This window comes from Pseudomonas sp. EpS/L25 (assembly GCF_001512295.1).
GTDB lineage: Bacteria > Pseudomonadota > Gammaproteobacteria > Pseudomonadales > Pseudomonadaceae > Chryseomonas.
The window spans coordinates 546,237-562,016 of record NZ_LNUP01000002.1 but is presented as its reverse complement, the minus strand read 5'-3'; the positions used below and the strand labels follow the sequence as shown (position 1 = coordinate 562,016).

The window sequence follows — 15,780 nt, the reverse complement described above, 5'->3', positions numbered from 1 at the left end:
GCCCCCTTCTCGCACGTCGAACCACTCGACCCGGAGGGTCGTTTCGCTTAGCCCTCGACGGCTTCGGCAGCGGCTTCTTCGACGAAAGCTTCGCCCGCGCCGGCGTTGCTGCCGCCACGGATCACAGCGTCGGCGACGCTGCTCAGGTACAGCTGAACGGCGCGGAAGGCGTCGTCGTTACCGGGAATGACGTAGTCCACGCCTTCCGGGCTGCTGTTGGTATCGACGACGCCGATGACCGGGATGCCCAGCTTGTTGGCTTCGGTGATGGCAATGCGCTCGTGGTCGACATCGACGACGAACAGCGCGTCCGGCAGGCCGCCCATGTCCTTGATACCACCCAGGCTGCGCTCGAGCTTCTCGAGGTCACGGGTACGCATCAGGGCTTCTTTCTTGGTCAGCTTGTCGAAAGTACCGTCCTGGGACTGGATTTCCAGATCGCGCAGACGCTTGATCGAGGCACGGATGGTCTTGTAGTTGGTCAGCATGCCGCCCAACCAGCGATGGTCGACGAAGGGCTGACCGCAACGGGCGGCTTCTTCGCGCACGATCTTGCCGGCGGAACGCTTGGTGCCGACGAACAGGATCTTGTTCTTGCCGGAAGCCAGGCGCTCAACGAAGGTCAGGGCCTCGTTGAACATCGGCAGGGTCTTTTCGAGGTTGATGATGTGGATCTTGTTGCGCGCGCCGAAGATGTACTTGCCCATCTTCGGGTTCCAGTAACGGGTTTGGTGGCCGAAATGCACGCCGGCTTTCAGCATGTCACGCATGGAGACTTGAGACATTAGATGTTCCTCGTAGTCGGGTTGGGCCTCCACGCATCCCAATGACCAACTTCCCATCGGGAAGCACCCAGGTCATCGTGTCGATGCGTGTGTGGGGTTAGGAGCGCATCAAGGGGCTTGACCCCGAAAAAGCGCGCGACTTTATATCACGCCTCGCGGCATACCACCAGCGGCGATTGCCGACTGCCGGGCGCAACCGATGCCGCGGCAGCTCCAGCGCGACCGCCAGACCTGATAGAATAGCGGATCGAAAGCTAACACCCGGCGTGATACCTAGAGATTTCCGATGACCGTCATCCTGAAGACCCCTGAAGACATCGCCAAGATGCGCGTCGCCGGCCAGTTGGCCGCCGAGGTGCTGGAAATGCTGGACGCGCATGTGCGTCCCGGCATCACTACCGAGGAACTGGATCGCCTGGCCCACGACTACATCGTCAACGTGCAGCAGGCCATCCCCGCGCCGCTGAACTACAAGGGCTATCCGAAATCCATCTGCACCTCGTTGAATCACGTGGTCTGCCATGGCATTCCCAATGACAAGCCGCTCAAGAGCGGCGACATCATGAATGTGGACATCACCGTCATCAAGGACGGCTACCACGGCGACACCAGCAAGATGTACCTGGTGGGCGACGTGCCCGAGTGGGCGGATCGGCTGTGCCAGGTCACCCAGGAGTGCCTCTATAAAGGTATCTCCCTCGTCCGCCCGGGTGCGCGCCTGGGCGACATCGGCGAGATCATCCAGAAGCACGCCGAGAAGAACGGCTTCTCGGTGGTGCGCGAATACTGTGGCCACGGCATCGGCAAGGGTTTCCACGAGGAGCCGCAGGTGGTGCACTACGGGCGCGCCGGCACGGGCCTGGAGCTGCAGGCCGGGATGATCTTCACCATCGAGCCGATGATCAACCAGGGGCGCTACGAGACCCGCCTGCTGGGCGATGGCTGGACCGCCATCACCAAGGACCGCAAGCTGTCCGCGCAGTGGGAGCACACGGTGCTGGTCACCGAAGAGGGTTACGAGATCCTGACCCTGAGAAAGGACGAAACCTTTCCCCGCGTTTCTGCGTGAGTGAGCGCCCATGCCCCAGGTCGATTCGGAGTTGTTCGACGCCGGCCAGTTTCAGGCTGAGCTTTCGCTGAAAGCCAGCCCCATCGCGGCCTTCAAGAAATTCATCCGTTCCGCGAACGCCACCCTCGATGAGCGCTTCCTGGCGGGTCGCAGCGTGCGGCGGCTGGTCGAGGATCGCGCCTGGTTCATCGACCAGATGCTGACCGCGGCCTGGAATCGCTTCGATTGGCCGGGCGACGGTATCGCCCTGCTCGCCGTCGGCGGTTACGGCCGGGGTGAGCTGCATCCGCATTCCGACATCGACCTGCTGATCCTGCTGGCCGAGGAGGAGCAGGAGCGCTTCCGTGACTCCATCGAAGGCTTCCTGACCCTGCTGTGGGACGTCGGCCTGGCCGTCGGGCAGAGCGTGAGATCCCTGCGCGAATGCGCGACCGAGGCACTGGCCGATCTGACGGTGATCACCAACCTGATGGAAAGCCGCACCCTGGCCGGCCCCGAGCATCTGCGGCAGGCGATGCTGGCAGCCACCAGCGTGGAGCATCTCTGGCCCGGGCGCGCTTTCTACCTCGCCAAGCGCGCCGAGCAGAGCGCGCGCCACGCCAAGTACAACGACACCGAGTACAACCTCGAACCCAACGTCAAGGGCTCGCCCGGCGGCCTGCGCGATATCCAGACGATACTGTGGATCGCCCGTCGCCAGTTCGGCACCCTCAACCTGCAGGCCCTGGTAGGCCAGGGTTTCCTGACCGAGAGCGAATGCAGCCTGCTGACCTCGGCGCAGGAGTATCTCTGGAAGGTGCGCTACGCCCTGCACATGCTGGCAGGGCGACCCGAGGACCGGCTGCTGTTCGATCACCAGCGGCGGATCGCCAACTTGCTCGGCTACGAGGACAACGATGCCAAGCTGGCGGTGGAGCGCTTCATGCAGAAGTACTACCGCGTGGTGATGGACGTCTCCCAGCTGAGCGACGTGGTGATGCAACACTTCGAGGAAGTGAATCTGCGCGACGAGCAGGCGCCCAACGCGGTGACCCCGCTCAACAACAGATTCCAGGTGCGTAACGGCTACCTCGAGGTGATCCACCCGCAGGTGTTCCTGCGCACGCCGTTCGCCCTGATGGAGCTGTTCGTCCTGCTGGCGCAGAATCCCGCGATCAAGGGCCCCAGCGCCGGCACCATCCGCCTGCTGCGTGACAGCCGCCACCTGATCGACGACGCCTTCCGCCAGGACATCCGCAACACCAGCCTGTTCATCGAGCTGCTCAAGAGCGAATCCGGCATCCATCGCAATCTGCGGCGGATGAATCGCTATGGACTGCTGGGACTCTACCTGCCCGAATTCGGCCAGATCGTCGGCCAGATGCAGCACGATCTCTTCCACATCTATACGGTCGACGCCCACACCCTGAATCTCATCAAACACCTGCGCAAGATGAGCTACGACGTGCTGGCCGAGAAGTATCCGCTGGCCACCCGGGTGATCCACAAGTTGCCCAAGCCGGAGCTGATCTACATCGCCGGCCTCTACCACGACATCGCCAAGGGGCGTGGTGGCGATCATTCGGAGCTCGGCGCGGAAGACGTGGAAGCCTTCGGGCGTCGCCATCAGTTGCCCGACTGGGACACCCGCCTGGTCAGCTGGCTGGTGCGCAACCACCTGGTGATGTCGACTACCGCGCAGCGCAAGGACCTGTCCGATCCGCAGGTGATCCACGATTTCGCCCTCACCGTCGGTGACCATACGCACCTGGACTATCTGTACGTCCTGACCGTAGCCGACATCACCGCGACCAACCCCTCGCTGTGGAACTCCTGGCGCGCCACCCTGCTCCGCCAGCTCTACACCGAGACCAAGCGCGCCCTGCGCCGGGGCCTGGAGAATCCGGTCAATCGCGAAGAACAGATCCGCAGCACCCAGCAATCGGCGCTGGACACCCTGATGCGCCGCGGCATCGATGCGGATGACGCCGAACAGCTATGGTCGCAGTTGGGCGATGCCTATTTCCTGCGCCATACCGCCCTGGACGTCGCCTGGCACACCGAGGCCATCCTCGGTCATGGCGATGTGGCCGAGCCCCTGGTGCTGATCCGGGAAACCACCCAACGCGACTCCGAGGGCGGCACCCAGATCTTCATCTATGCCGCCGACCAGCATGATTTCTTCGCGGTGACCGTGGCGGTGATGGACCAGCTCAACCTGAACATTCAGGACGCGCGCATCATCACCTCCACCAGCCAGTTCACCCTGGACACCTACATCGTGCTGGACACCGATGGCGGCTCCATCGGCAACAATCCGGCCCGTATCGCGCAGATTCGCGCAGGCCTGATCGAGGCGCTGAAGCACCCCGAGGAATACCCGAGCATCATCAACCGGCGCGTCACGCGGCAGCTCAAGCATTTCGCCTTCTCCCCCCAGGTGAACATCTATACCGAGACCGCCCGCTCGGCCAGCCTGATCGAGTTGACGGCGCCGGACCGCCCCGGCCTGCTGGCCCGGGTGGGGCGCATCTTCCTGGACTTCGACCTCTCGGTACTCAACGCCAAGATCGCCACCCTCGGCGAGCGCGTGGAGGACGTCTTCTACGTCACCGACGCGGACGGCCGACCGCTGTCGGACCCGCAGCTGTGCACCGCCCTGCAACAGGCGCTGATCAAGCAGTTGGGCGAGCCGGACAGCCAGGTACCGCTCTCTCGCATCAGCATCTAGCGCCTCGAACGAAGGATCTCCCGACGATGAACCCCACCCTCGATCTGCTGCACCCCTACCCGTTCGAGAAACTCCGCGCCCTGTTCGCCGGCGTCACCCCGCCGGCCTCGATCAGACCCATCCCGCTATCGATCGGTGAGCCCAAGCATCCGGCGCCCGCCTTCGTCGCCGAAGCGCTGACGGCGAATCTGGACCAGCTGGCGGTCTATCCCACCACCCTGGGCATCGCCGACCTGCGCGAGGCCATCGCGTCATGGGCCAGCCAGCGTTTCGCCGTCCCGGCGGGCTGGCTCGACCCGGCGCGCCACGTGCTGCCGGTGACCGGCACCCGGGAAGCGCTTTTTTCCTTCACCCAGGCGGTGGTGGATCGCAGCAAGGCCGGCCTGGTACTGAGCCCCAATCCCTTCTACCAGATCTATGAAGGGGCCGCCCTGCTGGCTGGCGCCGAGCCCTACTACCTGCCCTGCCTGGCGGAGAACGGCTTCAACCCCGACTTCGACAGCGTGCCGGATGACGTCTGGCAGCGCTGCCAGCTGCTGTTCCTCTGCTCCCCCGGCAATCCCACCGGCGCCTTGCTGCCCCTGGAGACCCAGAAGAAGCTCATCGCTCTGGCCGATCACCACGACTTCGTCATCGCCGCCGACGAATGCTACAGCGAACTCTATTTCGATGAAGGCAACCCGCCGCCTGGGCTGCTCACCGCCTGCGCCGAATTGGGTCGCAGCGATTTCGCCCGCTGCGTGGTCTTCCATAGCCTGTCCAAGCGTTCCAACCTGCCAGGCATGAGGTCGGGCTTCGTCGCGGGCGATGCCGCCATCCTCAAGCGCTTCCTGCTCTATCGCACCTACCACGGCTGCGCCATGCCGGTGCAGGTACAGAAGGCCAGCGCCGTGGCCTGGCGCGACGAAGCCCATGTGCGCGAAAACCGCGAACTCTACCGACAGAAATTCGCTGCCGTGCTGGATATCCTGCAGGGCAGCCTGGAAGTGTCCCTGCCCGATGGCGGCTTCTATCTCTGGGCGAAGACCCCGGGCGATGACGAAGCCTTCGCCCGCGAGCTGTTCGCCACCGAGCATGTCACGGTCGTGCCGGGCTCCTACCTGTCGCGCGAGGTGGCTGGCGCCAATCCCGGCGCCGGTCGGGTGCGGATGGCCCTGGTCGCTCCCCTGGCAGAGTGCGTGGAAGCAGCTGAGCGTATCCGCCGCTTCTGCCGCCGCTAGCGGTTGCCCTGATCGCGCATCAGCGCGGTCTCCTGGATGTCCAGCTCGCGCAGGAATTCGTTGACCACCAGGTCGTCGATCACCCCGGCGATACGCAGTCGATAGAGTTCGCGACGCTGGGCACGGATGGCGAGCAGGCGCAGCTCGCCATCCAGCGTATCCCTCAGCCGCGCCAGTGAGCGCGCATCCTCGCTGTCATCGGCCGAACTCAGCTCGTCGCGGAACTCCGCGATGATGCCGGCCTTGATCTCAGCCTGCAGCGCGGCTCGCGCCGGCTCATCGTCCTCGCTGGACTCAACGCCCTCCAGCGCGGTGATGGCCGCCCGGGCGGCATTGATCCGCACCTCGCAGCGTTCCCGCTCCAGCAGGTCGTTGGACTGTTCCGGCAGATGCGCCAGCAACAGCGGAATGCCGATGCTCGCCACCACCAGCGACAGCAGGATCACGCCCGCGGCGATGAACACCAGCACGTCCCGCAACGGGAAGGGCGTGCCATCCGACAGCACCAACGGCAGGGACAGCACGCCGGCCAGGGTCACCGCCCCGCGCACGCCACTGAGCGAGGCGATGGCGGCGATGAGGCGGGGGTCGCCAGCGAGGGTCATGGGGCCTTCGCTGGGTTGGGTCAGGCGCCAATAGCCGAGGATGACCGCGAAGCGAATCGCCATGATCACCCCGTAGGCACCCAGCACATAGAGCGCCAGCCAGCCCGCGGCCGGCCAGAGCGCCTGGGACGCCGGCAGCGCCGCCGCCAGGATATCGGGCAGTTGCAGGCCGAGAATGAGGAAGACCAGGCCGTTGAAGGCGAACTCCACCAGCCCCCAGACACTGTGGTTGAGCAGGCGGGTGGCGGTCTGCCGCGGGAGCAGGTCGACCCGACTCTGCATCATGCCGGCGGCCACCGCCGAGAGGATGCCCGAGACGCCCAGACGCTCCGCCAGCACGTAGGCAGCGAAGGGCAGCAGCAGCATGAAGACCACATGGGGCGCGGCATCGCTCCAGCCGTGGCGCACCACCATCCAGGCGCGGGCCCGTCCGACCAGCCAGCTGAGCACCGCCCCGATCAGGGCGCCACCCACGGCGACGACGACGAAGTTCAGGCTCGCCTGGCTCAGGGAGAAGACGCCGGTCAGGGCCGCCGCCACGGCGAACTTGAAGGTCACCAGGCCGGAGGCATCGTTGAGCAACGCCTCCCCCTGGATGACGTGTAGCAGCGCGCTGGGTAGCCGTCCGCGGACGATGCTGGACACCGCCACGGCATCGGTGGGCGACAGCACCGCTGCCAGGGCGAAGGCCACGGCCCAGGGCAGTTTGAGCATCCAGTGCAGGAACCAGCCGGCACCCAGGACGGTGAGGAACACCAGGCCGAAGGCGAGGATGAAGATGGGCCGCCGCAGCCGCCAGAATTCGCGCTTGGGCATGCGCCAGCCATCGGAGAACAGTAGCGCCGGGATGAACAGCAGCAGGAACAGCTCGGGGTCCAGGGCGACATGCAGCCCCAGGGTCGGCCAGGCGAGCAAAGCACCGACCACCACCTGGATCAGGGGCAGCGGAATGGGAATGAGATGGGCGCTGAGGCGGGTGGCACCCACCATCAGCAGCAGGATCAAGGCGGTATAGAGAATCTGCACGGCTGTCTCGCGGTCAGGGCACCGGTGGCGGTACCTAATACAGAGATGCGCCCCAGGGTCGCGGGGACACGTCGACCTCGGGTTGTTGGGACTGACGTCCGCGAATTTGGTTTTACCGAAACTTTACCCGAGGCGCCCTAGGCGACTCGCCGCCGTTGCGGTCTGATAGACATACCCGGTTTCATTACCCCGGGTCGCAGGAGAATGATCATGCTACGTCGCATCACTCAGGTCGTGGTGCTTGCCAGTTGCCTCGCCATCGCCGGCCAGGCGTCCGCCCATGGCCGTGGCGCGGGCCCTGCCTTTCTCGGTGCGGTGGTGGGCGCCGTGGTAGGCGGTGCCATCGTTTCCAATTCCTATGCCCGCGAGCCGGTGTACGTGCAGGGACCGCCCCCGCCACCCCCGCCGCGCGTGGTCTACTACGAGCCGGCGCCGGTCTACGAGTATCGCGTGGTGGAGCCACGCCCCGTGTACTACGGCCCGCCGCCCGGGGCCTATTACTATGGCCCGCCGCGCTGGTAAGCGCGCATGAAAAAACCCGCCATCAGGCGGGTTTTTTCATGCTCGACTGGCCTAGATCACCTGGCGGCGGCGCAGGACGTCGAGGATCTGCTGGACGCCCTCCTCTACCGACAGCTGCTCGGTATCGATCACCAGATCGGCATCTTCCGGCGCATCGTAGGCGAAGGAGATGCCGGGGATGTTGTCGCCACCTGCGGCATAGAGCCCCTGCGGATCACGCTCGGCGCAGACTGCCGGCGATGCCTTGACGTGCACCGTCAGCAGGCGCTCGGCACCGATCAGCGCCTGGGCCTGGGCCCGGCCTTCAGCGTCCGGGGCGACGAAGGCAGCCAGGGCGATCAGGCCGGCCTCGTTGAACTGGCGGGCCACCTGGGCGGCACGCAACCAGTTCTCGCGACGACCGGCGCGATCCTGCGGTAGCCCCTTGTTCAGGTCATGGCGCAGATTCTGGCCGTCCAGCACGAAGACCGCACGACCGGCATCGAACAGCCGGCGCTCCAGGGCATAGGCCAAGGTGGTCTTGCCCGCACCGGACAAACCGGTGAAGAGCACGGTACTGGGCTGCTGGCCGAAACGGGCAGCGCGCTCGCTGGTGCCGACGTGCAGCTGGTGCGCGCCCTGGCCGTGGCCCCTCGTGCCCATCGGCTCGGCGATGATCATGCCGGCACCCACGGTGCCGTTGGTCAGGCGGTCGATGACGATGAAGGCGCCGGTGGTGCGGTTGACGCCATAGCCGTCCAGGGCGATGGCGGCATCCAGGGCCACCTTGACCCGGCCGATCTCGTTGAGCTTGAGTTCGCTGGCAGCGCCGTGCTCCAGGGTGTTGACGTCCACGGTGTGCACGATGCTCGGCAGCGAACCCGGCACATAGCTGGTAGCACGCTTGATGTCGTATTTCTTGCCCGGGCGCATGGGCTCCTCGGCCATCCATACCAGCATGGCCTCGAAGCTGTCGGTCACCTGCGGACGATTGTCGGCATGCACCAGGACATCGCCACGGGAGATGTCGATCTCGTCTTCCAGGGTCAGGGTCACCGCCTGGCCAGGACCGGCCTGTTCCAGCTCGCCTTCGTAGGTGACGATGGACTTGACCCGGCTGCCCTTGCCCGACGGCAGGACCACCACGGCATCGCCCTTGGTGACCACGCCCGAGGCCAGGGTGCCGGCGAAGCCGCGGAAGTTGAGATTGGGCCGGTTGACGTACTGCACCGGAAAGCGCAGGTCGTCCAGGTTGCGGTCCGCGGCGATTTCCACGGTCTCGAGGATTTCCATCAGCGGCTTGCCGCTGTACCAGGGCGTCTGCTCGCTGCGGTTCACCACGTTGTCGCCCTTGAGCGCCGACATGGGGACGAAATGGATGTCCTTGGCGTTCAGGTCGATGCGCTGGGCGAAGGCCAGGTAGTCGTCCTTGATGCGCTTGAACACCGCTTCGTCGAAGCCCAGCAGGTCCATCTTGTTGATGGCGACCACGATGTGCTTGATGCCCAGCAGCGAGGCGATATAGCTGTGCCGCCGGGTCTGGGTCTGGATACCGTAGCGGGCGTCGACCAGGATGATCGCCAGGTCGCAGGTGGAAGCACCGGTGGCCATGTTGCGCGTGTACTGCTCATGGCCGGGGGTATCGGCGATGATGAATTTGCGCTTGGCGGTGGAGAAGTAGCGATAGGCCACGTCGATGGTGATGCCTTGCTCGCGCTCGGCCTGCAGGCCGTCCACCAGTAACGCCAGGTCGACCTCCTCGCCAGTGGTCCCTACCTTCTTGGAATCGCGGGTGATGGCTTCCAGGTGATCCTCGTAGATCATCTTGGAATCGTGCAGCAGGCGCCCGATCAGGGTGCTCTTGCCGTCGTCGACGTTGCCGCAGGTAAGAAAGCGCAGCAGCTCCTTGCGTTCGTGCTGCGCGAGGTAGGCCAGGATGTCCTGGCCGATCAGATCGGATTGGTGCGACATCTTAGAAATACCCCTGACGTTTCTTCTCTTCCATGGACCCGGCGCCATCGTGGTCGATGACCCGGCCCTGGCGTTCGGAGGTGCGGGTGAGCAGCATCTCCTGGATGATGTCCGTCAGCGTGGTCGCCTGGGACTCCACCGCACCGGTCAGGGGGTAGCAGCCAAGGGTACGGAAGCGCACCTGGCGCTTGTGGATGCGCGCCCTCTCCTCGGGCGAGAGGTGCTCGAGGATACGGTCGTCGTCGATCATGAGCAGGGTGCCGTTCTTCTCGATCACCTCGCGCTCGGCGGCGAAGTACAGCGGCACGATCGGGATGCCTTCGAGATAGATGTACTGCCAGATGTCCAGCTCGGTCCAGTTGGACAGCGGGAACACCCGGATCGACTCGCCCTTGTTGGTCTTGCCGTTGTAGATGTTCCAGAGCTCGGGACGCTGGTTCTTCGGGTCCCAGCGGTGCTTGCTGTCGCGGAAGGAATAGACGCGCTCCTTGGCACGGGACTTCTCTTCGTCGCGGCGGGCACCACCGAAGGCGGCGTCGAAACCGTACTTGTCCAACGCCTGCTTGAGGCCCTGGGTCTTCATGATGTCGGTGTGCTTGGCGCTGCCATGGGTGAAGGGATTGATACCCTGGGCGACCCCTTCCGGATTCTTGTGCACCAGCAGGTCGAGGCCCATGTCGGCGACCATGCGGTCGCGGAATTCGTACATGGCCTGGAATTTCCAGCCGGTGTCCACGTGGAGTACCGGGAATGGCAGCTTGCCGGGAAAGAAGGCCTTGCGGGCCAGGTGCAGCATCACGGCCGAGTCCTTGCCGATGGAATACAGCATGACCGGATTGTCGAACTCGGCGGCCACTTCACGGATGATGTGGATGCTTTCCGCCTCAAGTTGTTTGAGGTGCGTCTGTTTGTCGAGCATGGCTACTCACGATTGCAGAAAGGTGGCCTGAAGAGGTGTCCGTTGCGGCATCCAGTCGCCTGAATGCACCGGACGGGGCGGGCCGTGGACGAAACTCAACCTTACCATAGGCTACGGTTATGGCCTGCCCGCCCATTTAGAACCAGAAGTTCTATGCTTATGACGCTCAGGCCGGGTTGTCGCAGTCGATGAAGCGATGCTCGATCCCCAGTTGCGTGGCCAGATAATCCCCCAGCGCCTGCACCCCGTAGCGCTCGGTGGCGTGGTGACCTGCGGCGAAGAAGCTCACGCCGTTCTCCCGGGCGCTGTGTACCGTCTGCTCGGAGACTTCACCGGTCAGGTAGGCATCCACGCCAGCGGCGATGGCCTGGTCGATGTAGCCCTGGGCGCCGCCCGTGCACCAGGCCAGTCGGCGGATCGACCGGCCGCCATCGACCACCAGGGGTTCGCGCTGCAGGGTGCTGGCGACGCGCTGCGCAAAGGCCACGGCAGAAAGGGCGTCGGCTAGCTCGCCCTGCCAGATCAGGTTCTTGGCGTCGCCCGGCAGCGGCGCGATGTTCTGCAGGCCCAGGCGCCGTCCCAGTTGCACGTTGTTGCCCACCTCGGGATGGACGTCCAGCGGCAAGTGGTAGGCCAGCAGACTGATGTCGTGGCTGAGCAGCGTCTTGATCCGCCGGTGCTTCATGCCGATCAGCCGGGCATCCTCGTTTTTCCAGAAATAGCCGTGATGCACTAGGACGGCATCGGCCCCGGCGGCCACGGCGGCGTCCAGCAGTCGCTGGGAGGCGGTCACGCCGGTGACCAGCAGTCGCACCTGAGCGCGACCCTGGACCTGCAGGCCATTGGGGCAATAATCCTGGATGCGGGCGCTCTCCAGGTAGCGATCGGCAGTCATCACCAGTTCATCAAGGGACAGGGTCACGCGCGGATACCTCCTCGTCGAGGGCGCTGCGCCGGGTTCCCAGGGCCGCGCCGCTCCTTATAATGCCCGCCAGCTTATCCGCCATGTCCCGGGCGGACAAATTCAAGGATGTGACCGATGTACAAGGCTTTGCGGTATCTCGGCTGGCCCGTGGTGTGCGGCGTGCTGGTGGCGGTCCTGATCATCCAGCGCTATCCGCAGTGGCTGGGCCTGCCCGCCAGTCAAGCGCGACTCGAGTCCGCCCAACCGTCCTCCGGCGCCCGCCAGCAGGGGCCGGTCTCCTATGCCGACGCGGCCAGTCGCGCCGCGCCCGCGGTGGTGTCCCTGCGCTCGACCAAGGCCGTCAAGCGCACGCAATCCGACTCGGCGAAACCAGAGCGTCCTGGCTCGGCGAAGCCCGTCGAAGAACTCAGTCTCGGTTCCGCCGTGCTGATGAGCCACGATGGCTACCTGCTGACCAACAACCATGTGACGCTGGACGCCGAGTCCATCGTGGTGGCGCTGGCCGATGGCCGTCAGACCCTGGCCAAGCTGATCGGCAACGACCCGGCCACGGACCTGGCGGTGCTCAAGATCGACCTTCCCAATCTGCCGGCCATTTCGGTGGGCGACTCCACCGCCATCCGTATCGGCGACGTGGTACTCGCCATCGGCAACCCCTTCGGCGTCGGCCAGACCGTGACCATGGGCATCATCAGCGCCACCGGGCGCAATCAGTTGGGCCTCAACACCTACGAGGATTTCATCCAGACCGACGCGGCGATCAATCTAGGCAATTCGGGCGGTGCCCTGGTGGACGCCAACGGCAACCTGATCGGCATCAACACCGCCATTCTCTCCGGTGGCTCCCAGGGCATCGGCTTCGCCATCCCGATCAAGCTGGCGCTGGACGTCATGCAGTCGATCATCCAGCACGGCCAGGTCATCCGCGGCTGGCTGGGCGTGGCGGTGGAGGTCATCACACCCGAGCTGGTGAAGACCTATGGGCTCAAGGTCGACCAAGGCATCGTGGTGACGGACATCGACCCTGAAGGCCCGGCGCACAAGGCCGGCCTGCGTTCGGGCGACGTGCTGCTGCGGCTGGCGGGTCAGCCGGTGAAGGATGGCCGCCTGGCGATGAACCAGATCGCCCGCAAGCAACCGGGCGACAGCATCGCCATCGAGGTACTGCGCCAGGACAAGACCCTGCAGCTCAAGGCCGGCGTCGGTCTGCGCCCCCTCATGGAGAAGGCGCGCTAGCGAGAGCCTGTTCAAAGGATCGCGAGCTAGAGACAAACAAGGCGAAAATGGCTGAGGAAGCGGAGTTTACAAGTAGTAAATGAGCATCCGAAGCCATTTTCAACGCCGTTTGGCCGACGCGCAGCAGCCTTTGAATAGACTCTCAGAGAGTATCGAGCGCAGTGATCAACGCCTGGTTCTGCGCCGGGGTGCCGATGGTGATGCGCAGGAAGTCGGCGATGCGCTCCGGGCGGCTGAAGTGGCGAACGATGACGCCATGCTCGCGCAGTCCCGCCGCCAGTGCCGCACCGCCCTTCTGCACATGACGGGCGAAGATGAAGTTCGCCGCCGAAGGCAGTACTTCGAAGCCGCGCTCCAGCAACGCACTCACCAGCCCCTCCCGACTCTCGATCACCTGCCGGCAGGTCTCGTCGAAATAGCCGCGATCCTCGAAGGCGGCCACCGCGCCGGCCAGGGCGAGGCGGTCCAGCGGGTAGGAGTTGAAGCTGTTCTTGATCCGCTCCAGGGCTTCCATCAAAGGCGCCTGCCCCATGGCCAGGCCCACGCGCAGCCCGGCCAGGGAACGCGACTTGGACAGCGTCTGGGTCACCACCAGATTGGGATAGCGATTGATCAGGGCGACCGCCGATTCGGCACCGAAGTCGACATAGGCCTCGTCCACCACCACCACGGAGGTGGGATTGCCGGCCAGAACGCGCTCGATGGCGTCCAGCGCCAGGGCGCTACCGGTGGGCGCATTGGGATTGGGGAAGATGATGCCGCCATTGGGCCGCAGATAGTCTTCCGGGACGATCTGAAAATCCTCGTCCAGCGCCGGCGTCTCGAAGGCGATGTCGTAGAGGCCGCAATACACCGGATAGAAGCTGTAGCTGATATCCGGGAAGAGGATCGGCCGGCCGTGGCCGAACAGGCCCAGGAAGATGTGCGCCAGGACTTCGTCCGAACCATTGCCGACGAAGACCTGCTCGCTCTGGATGCCGTAATAGCGAGCGACCGCATCCTTGAGCGCCTGGCCGTTCGGATCGGGATAGAGACGCAGGTCGTCGGTGGCCGCGGCGCGGATGGCCTCCAGCACCTGCGGCGACGGGCCGTAGGGGTTCTCGTTGGTGTTGAGCTTGACCAGGTTGGTCAGCTTGGGCTGCTCGCCCGGCACATAGGGCACCAGGTTCCTGACGAAGGGACTCCAGAGGTCGCTCATGCCTGCTCCTCCTGAATGCGGTATTCGGCGCTGCGGGCGTGGGCGGTCAGGGACTCGCCGCGCGCCAGGACCGAGGCGACCCGGCCCAGCGCAGAAGCGCCGGTGGCCGAGCAGTGGATGATCGAGGAGCGCTTCTGGAAGTCGTACACGCCCAGGGGCGACGAGAAACGCGCGGTGCCCGAGGTGGGCAGTACGTGGTTCGGGCCGGCGCAATAGTCGCCCAGGGCCTCTGCGGTGTAGCGACCCATGAAGATGGCACCGGCATGGCGGATCTTGGGCAGCCACTGCTCTGGCTCGGCGACGGACAGCTCCAGATGCTCGGGGGCGATGCGGTTGGCCACCTCGATGGCCTGCGCCATGTCGGCGACCTGGATCAGGGCACCGCGGCCTTCCAGGGAGGCGCGGATGATGTCGGCGCGCTCCATCTCCGGCAGCAACCGGGCGATGCTGGCCGCCACGGCGTCGAGGAAGGCGGCGTCCGGGCTGACCAGGATGGCCTGGGCGTCTTCGTCGTGCTCGGCCTGGGAGAACAGGTCCATGGCGATCCAGTCGGGATCGGTCTGGCCGTCGCAGACCACCAGGATTTCCGAGGGACCGGCGATCATGTCGATACCGACCTTGCCGAACACGTGGCGCTTGGCGGTGGCGACATAGATGTTGCCGGGGCCGACGATCTTGTCCACCGGCGGCACGCTCTCGGTGCCATAGGCCAGGGCGGCCACGGCCTGGGCGCCACCGATGGTGAAGACGCGATCGACGCCGGCCAGGGCCGCCGCCGCCAGCACCAGTTCATTGAGCTCGCCGCGGGGCGTGGGCACCACCATGACCACCTCGGACACGCCAGCGACCTTGGCGGGAATGGCGTTCATCAGCACCGAGGAGGGATAGGAAGCCTTGCCACCGGGCACATAGAGACCGGCACGATCCAGCGGAGTAACCTGCTGGCCGAGCACGGTCCCGTCGGCTTCCCGGTATTGCCAGGAGTCCTGGCGCTGCTTCTCGTGATAGCTGCGGACGCGCTCGGCTGCGGCTTCCAGCGCGGTGCGCTGCTCCGGCGTGATGCGGGTCAGGGCTTCTTCGAGGCGCGCGCGCGGCAGGATGAGATCGCTCATGGCCGTCGCCTGGACGCCATCGAAGCGGCGGGTGTATTCGAGCAGCGCGGCGTCGCCCTGGTGGCGCACGTCGGCGATGATCGCCAGGACCCGCTGGTTGATATCGGCGTCGGACACCCCTTCCCAGCTCAGCAGATGATCCAGATGCTCGGCGAAATCCGGAGCGGCGGCAGCGAGTCGGCGGATGGCGAGCGGAGCGGTCATGGCGAGTCCTCTTCAGGATGAGCGAAAGGGGCGCCCGAGAGTAACAGCCGGCTCCGTGTGGGCGCCCGACAATTTGGCTATGGCACGGATAGGCGAAGCTGGAGGGATGGAATCAGCCCGGGCCGGCGTTCAGCATGCCGGCCCAGCCTTAGAGCCTGTTCAAAGTCTCGCGAGCTAGAGACAAACAAGGCCTAGGCGGCCCCGCGAAAATGGCTGAGGAAGCGGACCGGGCTCGCGAACGAGTTTACGAGTGGTAAATGAGCATTCCGAAGCCATTTTTAACGTAGTTTGGCCGACGC

Annotated in this window: 12 protein-coding genes; 5 read left to right on the top strand and 7 right to left on the bottom strand. The window is 65.1% G+C overall.

All coding sequences use genetic code 11. The annotated features are described in order from the left end of the window. Positions 1 to 47: 47 nt before the first annotated feature. Positions 48 to 785: a 30S ribosomal protein S2 gene (gene rpsB, locus AR540_RS03775; RefSeq protein ID WP_059226507.1), complete on the bottom strand. Its 738-nt coding sequence runs from the start codon at positions 783 to 785 to the stop codon at positions 48 to 50. 286 nt (positions 786 to 1,071) lie between these two features. Here rpsB and map point away from each other — a divergent pair, with 286 nt between their 5' ends. From map to dapC, 3 genes are read left to right on the top strand one after another with little or no spacing between them, the layout of a single operon-like run. Continuing rightward, positions 1,072 to 1,854 carry a type I methionyl aminopeptidase gene (map, locus tag AR540_RS03770; RefSeq protein WP_059226506.1) on the top strand — a complete coding sequence of 261 codons (783 nt, stop codon included), beginning with the start codon at positions 1,072 to 1,074 and terminating at the stop codon, positions 1,852 to 1,854. Positions 1,855 to 1,864: 10 nt separating this feature from the next. Continuing rightward, complete coding sequence (locus AR540_RS03765) at positions 1,865 to 4,564, top strand: [protein-PII] uridylyltransferase (protein ID WP_059226505.1); 2,700 nt, start codon at positions 1,865 to 1,867, stop codon at positions 4,562 to 4,564. A 26-nt stretch (positions 4,565 to 4,590) separates the two neighbouring features. Beyond that, on the top strand, positions 4,591 to 5,784 hold the full coding sequence (dapC, locus tag AR540_RS03760) for a succinyldiaminopimelate transaminase (protein WP_059226504.1): 1,194 nt from the start codon (positions 4,591 to 4,593) through the stop codon (positions 5,782 to 5,784). Here the strand turns inward: dapC and AR540_RS03755 are convergent. Beyond that, the gene (locus AR540_RS03755) at positions 5,781 to 7,415 is read right to left on the bottom strand and encodes a Na+/H+ antiporter (RefSeq protein WP_059226503.1); all 1,635 of its coding nucleotides are present in this window, start codon (positions 7,413 to 7,415) and stop codon (positions 5,781 to 5,783) included. The two genes, dapC and AR540_RS03755, sit on opposite strands and share 4 nt — an antisense overlap. 210 nt (positions 7,416 to 7,625) lie before the next feature. On the opposite strand from AR540_RS03755, the gene AR540_RS03750 reads away from it, so the two are divergent. Continuing rightward, on the top strand, positions 7,626 to 7,937 hold the full coding sequence (locus AR540_RS03750; protein ID WP_059226502.1) for a hypothetical protein: 312 nt from the start codon (positions 7,626 to 7,628) through the stop codon (positions 7,935 to 7,937). Between the two features lie 51 nt (positions 7,938 to 7,988). Here the strand turns inward: AR540_RS03750 and cysN are convergent, their stop codons facing one another. From cysN to AR540_RS03735, 3 genes are all read right to left on the bottom strand, one after another. Further along, positions 7,989 to 9,887: a sulfate adenylyltransferase subunit CysN gene (cysN, locus tag AR540_RS03745; protein ID WP_059226501.1), complete on the bottom strand. Its 1,899-nt coding sequence runs from the start codon at positions 9,885 to 9,887 to the stop codon at positions 7,989 to 7,991. Position 9,888: 1 nt separating this feature from the next. Then, positions 9,889 to 10,806, bottom strand: coding sequence for a sulfate adenylyltransferase subunit CysD (gene cysD / locus AR540_RS03740; protein ID WP_059226500.1), 918 nt, complete (start codon positions 10,804 to 10,806; stop codon positions 9,889 to 9,891). A gap of 166 nt (positions 10,807 to 10,972) precedes the next feature. After that, positions 10,973 to 11,701 carry a Nif3-like dinuclear metal center hexameric protein gene (locus AR540_RS03735; protein WP_177339201.1) on the bottom strand — a complete coding sequence of 243 codons (729 nt, stop codon included), beginning with the start codon at positions 11,699 to 11,701 and terminating at the stop codon, positions 10,973 to 10,975. A 144-nt stretch (positions 11,702 to 11,845) separates the two neighbouring features. Here AR540_RS03735 and AR540_RS03730 point away from each other — a divergent pair, with 144 nt between their 5' ends. Beyond that, a complete protein-coding gene (locus AR540_RS03730) occupies positions 11,846 to 12,967 on the top strand; it encodes a S1C family serine protease (RefSeq protein ID WP_059226498.1) in 1,122 nt (373 codons plus the stop codon). 142 nt (positions 12,968 to 13,109) lie between these two features. Here the strand turns inward: AR540_RS03730 and hisC are convergent, their stop codons facing one another. Together hisC and hisD are read right to left on the bottom strand one after the other, a co-directional pair. Then, positions 13,110 to 14,165, bottom strand: a complete 1,056-nt coding sequence (gene hisC, locus AR540_RS03725; RefSeq protein ID WP_059226497.1) for a histidinol-phosphate transaminase — start codon at positions 14,163 to 14,165, stop codon at positions 13,110 to 13,112. Beyond that, entirely contained in the window at positions 14,162 to 15,481 is a 1,320-nt protein-coding gene (gene hisD, locus AR540_RS03720) for a histidinol dehydrogenase (protein ID WP_059226496.1), read from the bottom strand. Before hisD ends, hisC begins: the two co-directional genes overlap by 4 nt. Positions 15,482 to 15,780: the final 299 nt, after the last annotated feature.

Coding starts and splice junctions, on each gene's coding strand:
- cysN (WP_059226501.1), bottom strand. CDS start 9,887: ATGTCGCACCAATCCGATCTGATCGGCCAGGACATCCTGGCCTACCTC.
- AR540_RS03730 (WP_059226498.1), top strand. CDS start 11,846: ATGTACAAGGCTTTGCGGTATCTCGGCTGGCCCGTGGTGTGCGGCGTG.
- map (WP_059226506.1), top strand. CDS start 1,072: ATGACCGTCATCCTGAAGACCCCTGAAGACATCGCCAAGATGCGCGTC.
- AR540_RS03765 (WP_059226505.1), top strand. CDS start 1,865: ATGCCCCAGGTCGATTCGGAGTTGTTCGACGCCGGCCAGTTTCAGGCT.
- AR540_RS03735 (WP_177339201.1), bottom strand. CDS start 11,701: ATGACTGCCGATCGCTACCTGGAGAGCGCCCGCATCCAGGATTATTGC.
- hisC (WP_059226497.1), bottom strand. CDS start 14,165: ATGAGCGACCTCTGGAGTCCCTTCGTCAGGAACCTGGTGCCCTATGTG.
- cysD (WP_059226500.1), bottom strand. CDS start 10,806: ATGCTCGACAAACAGACGCACCTCAAACAACTTGAGGCGGAAAGCATC.
- rpsB (WP_059226507.1), bottom strand. CDS start 785: ATGTCTCAAGTCTCCATGCGTGACATGCTGAAAGCCGGCGTGCATTTC.
- hisD (WP_059226496.1), bottom strand. CDS start 15,481: ATGACCGCTCCGCTCGCCATCCGCCGACTCGCTGCCGCCGCTCCGGAT.
- dapC (WP_059226504.1), top strand. CDS start 4,591: ATGAACCCCACCCTCGATCTGCTGCACCCCTACCCGTTCGAGAAACTC.
- AR540_RS03750 (WP_059226502.1), top strand. CDS start 7,626: ATGCTACGTCGCATCACTCAGGTCGTGGTGCTTGCCAGTTGCCTCGCC.